Source organism: Micromonospora deserti (assembly GCF_003236335.1).
GTDB classification, from domain to species: domain Bacteria; phylum Actinomycetota; class Actinomycetes; order Mycobacteriales; family Micromonosporaceae; genus Micromonospora; species Micromonospora deserti.
On sequence record NZ_POUB01000215.1, the window covers coordinates 1 to 10,398 of the forward strand.

Annotated in this window: 7 protein-coding genes and 1 pseudogene; 6 read left to right on the top strand and 2 right to left on the bottom strand. The window is 76.9% G+C overall.

Features of this window, described 5'->3' with window-relative positions; translation table 11 throughout:
* The first annotated feature begins 132 nt into the window (after positions 1-132).
* A complete protein-coding gene (locus C1I99_RS23870; RefSeq protein ID WP_438941441.1) occupies positions 133-1,869 on the top strand; it encodes a WG repeat-containing protein in 1,737 nt (578 codons plus the stop codon).
* Between the two features lie 62 nt (positions 1,870-1,931).
* The gene (locus tag C1I99_RS23875; RefSeq protein WP_111136448.1) at positions 1,932-2,930 is read left to right on the top strand and encodes an aldo/keto reductase family protein; all 999 of its coding nucleotides are present in this window, start codon (positions 1,932-1,934) and stop codon (positions 2,928-2,930) included.
* An 88-nt stretch (positions 2,931-3,018) separates the two neighbouring features.
* Here the strand turns inward: C1I99_RS23875 and C1I99_RS23880 are convergent, their stop codons facing one another.
* Positions 3,019-3,816, bottom strand: coding sequence for a site-2 protease family protein (locus C1I99_RS23880; RefSeq protein WP_111136449.1), 798 nt, complete (start codon positions 3,814-3,816; stop codon positions 3,019-3,021).
* Entirely contained in the window at positions 3,816-4,016 is a 201-nt protein-coding gene (locus C1I99_RS23885) for a hypothetical protein (protein WP_111136450.1), read from the bottom strand. Before C1I99_RS23885 ends, C1I99_RS23880 begins: the two co-directional genes overlap by 1 nt.
* 130 nt (positions 4,017-4,146) lie before the next feature.
* Here C1I99_RS23885 and C1I99_RS23890 point away from each other — a divergent pair.
* From C1I99_RS23890 to C1I99_RS23905, 4 genes and pseudogenes are all read left to right on the top strand, one after another.
* A pseudogene (locus C1I99_RS23890) lies at positions 4,147-5,010 on the top strand (serine/threonine-protein kinase); the annotation flags it as partial.
* Between the two features lie 1,286 nt (positions 5,011-6,296).
* Positions 6,297-8,216: a bifunctional adenosylcobinamide kinase/adenosylcobinamide-phosphate guanylyltransferase gene (locus tag C1I99_RS23895; protein WP_111136451.1), complete on the top strand. Its 1,920-nt coding sequence runs from the start codon at positions 6,297-6,299 to the stop codon at positions 8,214-8,216.
* Entirely contained in the window at positions 8,206-8,979 is a 774-nt protein-coding gene (gene cobS, locus C1I99_RS23900; RefSeq protein ID WP_111136452.1) for an adenosylcobinamide-GDP ribazoletransferase, read from the top strand. The genes C1I99_RS23895 and cobS overlap by 11 nt, the downstream gene beginning before the upstream one ends.
* 66 nt (positions 8,980-9,045) lie before the next feature.
* Positions 9,046-10,398 (top strand): DUF2314 domain-containing protein (locus C1I99_RS23905; RefSeq protein ID WP_233512675.1); only part of this gene is annotated, 1,353 nt, incomplete at its 3' end.

Here is a 10,398-nt window from a genome sequence, read left to right on the forward strand (position 1 = left end):
GAGGTGAACCGGCTGGTGTCCGGGGCACCGGGACGGCCTGTCTCCGCACCCCCGGTCGCGCCCGACCACCACGTCCCGGCCCCGCGCTCGGCCCAGACCGACGCCCCGGTCTCCGCACCACCGAGCCGCCCGGTGGCGGTACCGCCGTCGGCGGCCCAGGACCGGCCCGACCGCGACCTCGCGGCAGCACCGGCGGCGGCGCCGGTCCCGACCGCACCCCCGCGACCCGACCCGGCCCGGCCGGTCGAGGCGGCTCCGGGCGAGCCGGAGACCGCGTCGTGCTCGGCGCCCCCGGCCGCGCCGGTGAGCCCGGTGTCCGCGCCGCCGGCCACCACCGCCACCTCGGTCGCCGCGCCCCCATCAGACTCGGCCGAGCCGGTCCGCCCCGCCGACACGTCGCCGGCCACCACGGCGGAACCGGCTCCTGCCACGCCCTCGACTCCCGTGTCCGCGCCCCCGGCCGCTGCCGTCTCCGCACCGCCCGCCGAGCCGGTGACCGCGCCGCCGGCGCAGCCCGGCTCGCCGGAGGTCGAGACGACCAGCCAGACGGTGCCCGAGCGGCCGGCCGGGCCGCAGGGCGACCCCGAGCAGGTGCTGGCGAGCTACCGGTGGCGGCTCGACCCGGCGACGCTGCGCGAGGTGGTCGAGGACCCGGATGAGTTCCGGACGATCCGGCGCCGCCTCACCGAGAAGCTGGGCACGGCCGTCGACAACCGCTCCCGCGCCCGGCTGCTCAGCCTGCGCGCCGTGGTCTCCCGGATCCTCGGCGACCAGGACGAGGCGCTCGCCGACGGCCGGCTCGCGCTCACCTACGCCGAGGCCACCGGGGAACTGCGGCGTACCGCGCTCGCCCAGGCGCGGCTGGCGCAGGTGCTGCGCTGGCGGGGCGAGTTCGCCGAGGCGGACCGGCTCTTCACCGAGGCGACCTCCCCGGAACTGCCCGACCGGCTGCGCGCGGCGCTGCACGAGCATGCCGGACGATCCTGCTACGACCAGGGCCGGCTGATGGAGGCGTGCCACCACTTCGAGCGGGCCCTCGACCTGCGCGGCGCTGGCGACGCGGACCTGCTGGCCCGGATCCGGGTGAGCCTGGACGCGGTGGCGAAGCGCGCCGGGGAGGCCGGCTTCGGGCCGTACCCCCGCAGCCGCGAGGAGCTGCTGGAGCGCGACCGGCCCCCGGTGCCGGCGCGCGACGGCGACCGCTGGGGTTTCGCCGACCTGGACGGCGACATGGCCATCGCGGCCGAGTACGCCGAGGCGCAGCCGTTCCGGGACGGGGTGGCCTGGGTGCGCCGGCCGGAGACCGGACGGTGGTCGCTGATCGACCTGGCCGGCGCCACCGTTGTCGAGCCGACCTACCCGACGGTCCGCGCGTTCTCCGACGGGCTGGCCTGGGTGTCGCACCACGGGGCCGGTGGCTGGCTGGCGATCGACCCGCGCGGCGAGGTGGTCGTCCCCCCCGGCTTCGCCGACGTACGCCCGTTCCGGCGCGGAGTGGCCGCGGTACGCCGGGAGGGCTGGGGCGCGGTCGACCGCACCGGCCGGATCGTGGTGCCGACCCGCTACCACGGGTTCACCACCGTCCTGGCCGACGGCCGGTACGTCGACGGCTTCACCGACGAAGGGCTGGCCGTGGTGGACGTGGCCGGCCGGCGCGGCGTGGTGGACCGGACCGGGCAGGTGATCGTGCCACCGGCCCACCCGGCGCTGGTCATCCACCCGGTGGCCTTCCTGGTGGGTACCGGCGCCGGGCGCTGGGGCGCCCTGGACCGGCGCGGCGGGCCGCTGATCGACCCGGTGCACCGCAACCGCGACGAGGTGGTCGCGGAGATCGAGCGGCTGCTCACGGACATCAACCCGGTGCTCTGACCGGCCCGGCACCGGCAGGGGCGAGGCGGACGACCATGATCCGGACGGGCTAGGGTCGGGGCATGGAATTCCGTCACCTGGGCCGCTCCGGCCTGATGGTCAGCGAGATCTCGTACGGCAACTGGATCACCCACGGCTCGCAGGTGGAGGAGGACGCGGCGTTCGCCTGCGTCCGGGCCGCCCTGGACTGCGGCATCACCACCTTCGACACCGCCGACGTGTACGCCGGCACCCGGGCCGAGGACGTCCTCGGCCGCGCGCTGGAGCACGAGCGGCGCGAGGGCCTGGAAATCTTCACCAAGGTGTACTGGCCCACCGGGCCGGGCCGCAACGACCGGGGCCTGTCCCGCAAGCACATCATGGAGTCGATCAACGGCTCGCTGCGCCGGCTGCGCACCGACTACGTGGACCTCTACCAGGCCCACCGGTACGACTACAGCACCCCGCTGGAGGAGACGATGGAGGCGTTCGCCGACGTCGTGCACTCCGGCAAGGCGCTCTACATCGGCGTCTCGGAGTGGAAGGCGTCGCAGATCCGGGAGGCCCACCAGCTCGCCCGCGAGCTGCGCATCCCGCTGGTGTCCAACCAGCCGCAGTACTCGATGCTGTGGCGGGTCATCGAGACCGAGGTCGTCCCCACCAGCGAGGAGCTGGGAGTCGGGCAAATCGTCTGGTCGCCGATGGCGCAGGGGGTGCTCTCCGGCAAGTACCTGCCGGGCCAGCCGCCGCCGGCCGGCTCCCGGGCCACCGACGAGAAGTCCGGCGCCGGGTTCATCGCCAAGTGGCTGACCGACGAGGTGCTGACCCGGGTGCAGCGGCTCAAGCCGCTGGCCGAGCAGGCCGGCCTGAGCATGGCCCAGCTCTCCGTCGCCTGGGTGCTGCAGAACCCGAACGTCTCCTCGGCGATCGTCGGGGCGTCCCGGCCCGAGCAGGTGCGCGACAACGTCAAGGCGGCCGGCGTAAAGCTCGACGCCGAACTGCTCAAGGCGATCGACGAGATCGTCGAGCCGATCACCGAGCGCGACCCGGCCAAGACCGAGAGCCCGGCCGCCCGGCCGTGACCGAACCCGGGCCCGGCCGGCGCGACGTTCCGCCGGCCGGGCCCGCACCCGACGCGCCGGCCTCGACTCGCCGGCGCCGCGTCGACGCTCAGCCCTGCCAGAAGCGGATCAGGTCGAGGCCGACGGCGTAGAGCCACGGCGGCAGGCCGAGCAGGTCGCCGACGGCGAAGACCGCGCCGAAGAACCAGCCGCTGATCCGGGGGTTCCACAGCAGGGCGAAGAGCAGGATGAAGCCGTACGGGGCGAACAGGTCGTACATCCGGCGCCACTGCGGGTTCAGCCACGGCTGGATCATGTTGCCGCCATCCAGCCCGGGCACCGGGAGCAGGTTCAACACACTCGCGGTGAGCTGGAGGAAGGCCAGCAGCGCCACGGCGGCCCAGAACTCGACCGGCCCGCCGCCGGACGCGCCGAGCCGGACCGCCGCCACCAACACCAGCGTGAACAGCACATTGGTGGCCGGGCCGGCGAGGCTGACCAGGGTGTGCCGCAGCCGCCCCGGGATGGCGTGCCGGTCCACCCAGACCGCGCCGCCGGGCAGGCCGATGCCGCCGAGCAGCACCACCGCCACCGGCAGCGCGATCGACAGCAGCGGGTGGCTGTACTTCAGCGGGTTCAAGGTCAGGTAGCCGCGGTGCGCCACGCTGCGGTCACCGGCCCGGAAGGCGACGACCGCGTGGGCGTACTCGTGCAGGCACAGCGAGACCAGCCAGCCGGAGACGACGAAGAGGAACACGTCGAACCGGACACTGCCGAACCCGTGCCAGGTCATCACCCCACTGGCCACGAAGAGCGCGACCAGGGCGAGGAAGACCGGGCTGGGCCGGAACGCCAGCCGGGGCACACCGAGCACCAGCGGCTCGCCCCGCGCGCGGTCGGCGGCCATCACTCCGCCGGAGGAAGCAGGCTCATCCGGTACTCCACCCGGTCGTCCTCGACGAGCGCGACCGAGGTGACGCCGGACGCCGCGAGCTCGCGCCAGGTCTGGCCGATCCAGGACTCGGCATCCGCCTGGCTGCCGAACGACTCCGCCGGACCGTCCACCGACTCGCCGTTCGTGCCCTCGTACCGCCAGCTCCACGCCATGCCGCGTCTCCCCTCGCCGCTGATGTCCCGTGGGACGAACCCCCGCCAGCGTAGTCGGCCGCGACCCCGACAGCCGCTCGCTCGGGCCACAGGTTGATCCATCCTGCGCGCCGGCCGGTACCGTGATCCGGTGCTGACTCAGGGAGTGGTGCTCAGCGAGCGGTATCAGCTGGGCGAACGGGTGGCGACCGGTGGCATGGGCGCGGTCTGGCGGTGCACGGACCTCGCGCTGGAACGCGAGGTGGCGGTGAAGGTGCTGCTGCCGGCGCTGACCGCGGACCCGGAGTTCACCACCCGGTTCCGGGCCGAGGCGCGGATGCTGGCGGCGCTGCGGCACCCCGGCGTGGTCGCGGTGCACGACGTCGGCCGGTCCACCGTCGCCGACGGCAGCCAGGTCGACTACCTGGTGATGGAGTACGTCGACGGGCAGCCGCTGACCAGCTGGCTACGGCGGGCGGGGCGGCTGGACCCCGCCTCGACGATGTCGGTGGTGGCGCAGGCCGCCGAGGCGCTGCACGCCGCTCACCTCGCCGGGATCGTGCACCGGGACGTGAAGCCGGGCAACCTGCTGGTGAAGCCGGACGGCCGGGTGGTGCTGGTCGACTTCGGCATCGCCCGCTCGGGCACCACGGCCGGGATCACCGCCGCGAACGTGGTGCTCGGCACCGCCTCGTACATGTCCCCCGAGCAGGCCGCGAACCAGCCGGTCTCCCCGGCCACCGACATCTACGCGCTCGGCGCGGTGGCGTACTTCTGCCTCGCCGGTCAGCCGCCGTTCGACGGGGACAACCCGCTGCAGGTGGCGCTGCGGCACCTGCAGGACGAGCCGGCGCCGCTGCCGCAGGGCATCCCGCCGGCGGTGGTCGCGCTGGTCGAGCGGGCGATGGCGAAACGGCCGGGCGACCGGTACCCGAGCGCGGCGGAGTTCGCCGACGCCGCAGTGGCGGCGCGGGACGCGACGCTCGCGGTGATCCCGCTGTCGGCCCGTCCACCGTGGGCGGTGGCCGGCCCGTCGCCCACGGTGGTCCCGGCGCTGACCGTGGACCCCGGCGTGCCGGGCGGCACCGGTGCCGGGGACGCCGGAACCCCGTCGGGCGCGACCCCGGCCGGGCAGCGCGCCGCGTCCGGCGCCCGCGACGCCGGGCTCGGTTCGCCGACCGGCGGGAACCGGACCCACCTTCCCGGACCGGCACCGGCACCGCCCGGACCACCGGCGGCCTTCGGTGCCGCCCCGCCGGGACCCGCCGCGCCACCGCGGCCCGGTCCCACCGCGCCGCCGGCCGGCCACCCGTCACCGGCCACCCCGCCCGCCGGGGGCCCGCCGGCGCCGCACCCCGGCGCGTCCGGGGGGCACCCACCGGCCCCGCTCGGGCGGCCGGTGTCGCCCGGCGCCGACGCCGCCGGGTACCCGGGCCCGGCGGCCTCCGGGACGTGGGGCGCCGGGCTCCCGCCGACCCGGGAGGACCCGGTCGGCCCCCGGCCGGCGCGGCGGCGGATCGCGCTGGTCGGCGCGGCGGTCACCGTGCTCGTGCTGCTGGTCGGGGTGGTCGCGGCGACGGCGCTCTTCTCCGGCCGCGAGCCGGCCGGCGGGGACACGCCCGCGGGGCTGACCGGCGCGTCCGCACCGGCGGTGTCCGGTACGCCGCAGCCGGCGGCCACCGACGGCAGCGGGCAGCTGCGGACCGACTCGACACCGACCGGCACCCGGTCGGCGGCCGCGACGGCGTCGCCGACGGCCCGGCCGCCGGCCGCCCCGGCCACCGGCGGCGCGGCGCCGACCGCGAGCTCGTCGGGGCGGCCCACCGCCAGCCCGACCACCAGCAAGGCGGAGAAGCCGAACCCGTACACCGCGGTACAGGTGTGCGGCAGCGGCTACCAGGTGATCGACTCGGCGACGCTGACCGTCTCGGGCACCCGCAAGGGCCGGGTCTACCTGCTCTGGCACGCGGGCACCGGCACCAACTGCGTGGTGACGCTCAAGGAGACCGCGGTCGGCACGAAGACGGCGGTGTCGGCGTGGCTGGAGGTGCAGGGGCGGGACCGCAGCACCGACAGCGGCTCGTTCGCCTACTACGCCGGGCCGGTGCGGGCCAAGGCCGCCGGGATCTGTGTGAAGTGGGGCGGCGCCACCGGCGGGGCGAGCTACGGCAGCGGGTTCGAGCGCTGCGACTGAGCGGGGCGCCCGGCGGGCCGCGGCCAGGGCCGGACCGGGCCGCCCGAGCGGGCGCCGGCACACGGGCCGGCGGGCGGCCGGGCCTCGGGCGGCTTTAAGGTACGGGCATGTCCGTAGACGGGTGGAACACTGTCCTGGTGCTCGGCGGTATCCGGTCCGGCAAGTCCGAGTTCGCCGAGTCCCTGGTCGCCGACGCGCCCACGGTCCGCTACCTGGCCACCGCCGCCGACGCGGCCGCCGACGACGCCGAGTGGGCGGCCCGGCTGGCGGCGCACCGGGCCCGCCGGCCGGAGACCTGGACCACCGAGGAGACCGCCGGCGACCCGCGCCGGCTGGCGGACGTGATCGCCTCCGCCGCGCCGGACGACACCCTGCTCATCGACGACCTCGGCGGCTGGGTGACGGTCCTGCTCAACCCCGCCCACCAGCCGGCGGACGACCCGGCCACCATCGCCGAGCTGGCCGCGGCGGTGCGCGACTGCGCGGCCCGGCTGGTGCTGGTCAGCCCCGAGGTCGGGCTCTCCCTGGTGCCGACCACCCCGCTCGGCCGGGCGTTCACCGACGCCCTCGGCGCGGCCAACCGGGCGGTCGCCGACGCCTGCGACGCGGTCGTGCTGGTGGTGGCCGGCCAGCCGGCGTGGCTCAAGCCCGGCGGGGCGCCGCACGCCGCCGCCGTGCCGGCCCAGGCAGGCCCGGCGGCCGGCACCGCGGTCGCGGCGGCCGGCGCTCCCGCGCTCGGCGGCGGAGCCACCGAGCCGACCGACCAGACCGTGGTGACGCCGGAGGCGGAGCTGCCGGAGGTGCTCACCCCGGCCGCGCCGCCCGCCACGGCCGCCAGCAACGGCGCCCCCTGGGCCGCGCCCACCATGGCGTTGCCGATGGTCGCCACCGGCCTGGTCATCCAGCCAGGCATGGAACTGCCCATGCCCGACGAGTACGCCGGCCCGCAGGCCGTCGACCGGCTCGCCACGCTCGACGTGCCGGGCGCCGGGCTCGGCGTGCTGGAGCGGGTGGTCGGGTTCGCCGCCGCGACCCAGGGCACCCCGACACCCGCCGCCTGGGGATCGGTGCGGGTGCTGCTGCTGCACGGCGACCACGACGGCGGCGCCGCCGCGGGCACGGTGACTGGCGAGTCGGCCCGACGCGCCCGGCAGGCCCGGGCCGGCCAGGGGGTACTCGCCCGGCTGGCCGCCGAGAGCGGGGCCACCCTCCAGGTGGTGGACGCCCCGACGGCCGGCCCGATGGAGGACCAGGCGGCGCTGACCGCCGAGCAGGTGGAGTCGGCGCTGCGCTACGGCTGGCGGCTCGCCGAGGAGGCCGCCGACGCCGGCGTACAGCTGCTGGTGCTGGGGGCGTGCGGCGCCGGCACCGAGGCGGCTGCGGCGGCGGTGCTGGCCGCGACCGCCGGGGCGGAGCCGCCGGCCGTGCTCGGCCGGGTGCTCGACGACTCGGGTGAGTTCGACGACGCGGCCTGGATGGCGCGCTGCGCGGCGGTCCGCGACGCGCTGCACCGCACCCGCCGCTCCCCGCGCGGCGCCAAGGACGTGCTGGCCGAGCTGGGCGGCGGGGACATCGCGGTGGCCACCGGCATCCTGCTCGGCGCCACCGCCCGCCGGGTGCCGGTCATGCTGGACGGGCCGGTCGGGGTGGCCGCCGGGCTGGTCAGCCGCGACCTGGCCGGGCAGGCCCGGCACTGGTGCATGCTCGCCGACCACGGTGGGCAGCCCGCCGTCCGGCTCGCCGCCGACGTGCTCGGCCTCGCCCCGCTGCTGGACCTCCGGCTGGACCTCGGCGAGGGAGCGAACGCGCTGGCCGCGCTGCCGCTGCTGCGCTCGGTGCTGTCGCTGGCCGCCGCGCTGCCGACCCGCCCGTCGCTCGGCGGGGGCGGGCCCGACGACGGGGAGCCGGAGCCGGCCGAGGACGAGGAGGAGCCGGATTTCCACGAGCCGGAGCCGGCCGGACCGGGGCCGACCACCACCGAGCCCGAGCGGCAGCCGGTGGACCCGTCCGGCTGGCGTGCCGGCTGAGTCGCGGCTCGCCGACGGGGTCCGGCTGGCGCTCACCACGTTCAGCACCCTGCCGGTGCCCGCGGGCCGGGTCGACCGGGCGGCGGCCGGGACGGCGATGGCGCTCGCCCCGGCCGTCGGGGCGCTGCTCGGCGTGCTGCTCGCCGGGGTGCTGCTGCTCCTGGCCGCGCTCGCTCCCCCGCTGGTCGCCGCGGGCGTGACCGTCGGCGCCGCCGCGCTGCTCACCCGCGGGCTGCACCTGGACGGGCTGGCCGACACCGTGGACGCGCTCGGCTCGTACCGGCGGGGGGCGGCCGCGCTGGAGATCATGAAGAAGCCGGACGTCGGCCCGTTCGGGGTGGTCGCGCTGGTGGTCGTCCTGCTGGTGCAGACCGCGGCCCTCGCGGAACTGGCGCTGCGGTCCCGGCCGGCGGCGCTCGCGGCGGTGGTGGCGGCGACCGCCGCCGGCCGGCTCGGCGTCGCGTTCGCCTGCCGGCGCGGGGTGCCGGCGGCCCGCCCGGAAGGGCTGGGCGCGCTGGTCGCCGGCACCGTCGGCCCGGTCGCGCTGGTCGCCGGGACGGCCGCCGTCGCGCTGTCGGCGGTCGCCGCGGTGCCGGGGCGCCCGTGGCAGGGGCCGCTCGCCGTCGGCGCCGCGCTCGCCGTCGCGGTGGGGCTGCTGCGGCACGCGGTACGCCGGCTCGGCGGCGTCACCGGCGACGTGCTCGGCGCGACCGTCGAGGTGGTCACCACGCTGGTCTACCTGGGGTTGGTGCTGTCCGGCTGAGCGGGGTGCGCCGCGGCGGGTAGCGTTCTGGATCGACAGCACGGCGGCGGCCACCCGGGGGAAGACATGCTCATCACGGACGACTTCCTGCCCGTACCGGTCCCGGAGTCGCTGAGCGCCACCTACCTCGTGCCAATGGCGGGGCTGCCGAAGGTCAGCGCGAAGACGGCGGTGCAGCGGCTCGCCGGTCGGCTGCCGGAGCCGGTGCACGGGCTGGCGAAGCAGATGCTGGACAGCCCGCTGATGACCGTGGACACCCGGCCGATCGACGAGTTCCCCGAGCTGCCGCCGGACCTGCTCACCGCGTTCGGGGCCACCGAGGCGCAGCTGGCCCGGCTGGCCGCGGCGAGCCATCTGGTGGTGGTGCAGGCCGAGTACCGGCCGGGCTGGCCGCCGGCGCACGAGTGGGCGGCCCGGGCGGTGGCCGCGGCGGTCGCCGAGACGGTCGACGGCGACGTGGTGGACGTCTTCGGGCTGCAGTTCCTCGACCCGGCGACCGCGCTGCGGTCGCTGCCGGACGCCCAGGGCCGGATCCGGCTGGTCGACTGGGTACTGGTGCCGTACTCCTCCGACGCCGAGGGGCTCTGGTTCACCACCAAGGGGCTGCGCCGCTTCGGCCTGCTCGAACTGCAGACCCAGGGGGTGCCGGACCACCTCACCCGGGCCTGGGGCGCGGTGATGACCGGTGCCGCCCGGCGGCTGCTGCGGGACTGGACCGACGGGCTCTCCGGCGAGGAGGTGCCCGCGTTCGTGCAGCTGCCGGTGCTGGCCACGGTGACCGGGCACGACATCGCGGTGGCGTACGGCAATCCGGAGCAGCACGGGGCGACCGCGCCGGTGCTGCTGCGGCTGGAGCTGGACCCGGCCACCGACCCGGAGGCCGACTCGTTCCTCAGCCTGCGCCCGCCGGCCGGCCATCCGGGCCCGCCCGGCCGCTACTACGCCGCCGCCTGCGCCACCCTCTTCGCCGGCATCCAGCCCGACGTGCGCTACGCCCGGCCGGGCGACGCGATGAGCAAAGCCATCGCCACCGCGCGGGCCGGCCTGGGCGACATCCGGGCCCGGTTCGTCACCGGCCAGCTCCCCCCGGAGACCCAGCTGGTGGTCAAGTACGGCCTGCCCGGCGACGACGGCCCGGAGTTCGTCTGGGCCGGGGTGACCTCGTGGGACACCCCCGAGCGGATCTCCGGGGTCAGTGCCAGCGACGCCAACACCGACCCGACCGTCCGCATCGGCTCCCCGGTGGTGGTGGAGGCCACCGACGTCGTCGACTGGGCGCTGCTGGACGGCACCGGCGTCATCGAGGGCGGCTGGACCCAGGCCGTCCTCGACGCGGGCGAACGCCCCCGGCGTACTCCAGCGGCATCTCCCAGCCACCGAACGGGGCGAACTTGGCGCCGAGAGCGGGTTGCCGCTCGT

Coding starts and splice junctions, on each gene's coding strand:
- C1I99_RS23895 (WP_111136451.1), top strand. CDS start 6,297: ATGTCCGTAGACGGGTGGAACACTGTCCTGGTGCTCGGCGGTATCCGG.
- C1I99_RS23885 (WP_111136450.1), bottom strand. CDS start 4,016: ATGGCGTGGAGCTGGCGGTACGAGGGCACGAACGGCGAGTCGGTGGAC.
- C1I99_RS23880 (WP_111136449.1), bottom strand. CDS start 3,816: ATGGCCGCCGACCGCGCGCGGGGCGAGCCGCTGGTGCTCGGTGTGCCC.
- C1I99_RS23875 (WP_111136448.1), top strand. CDS start 1,932: ATGGAATTCCGTCACCTGGGCCGCTCCGGCCTGATGGTCAGCGAGATC.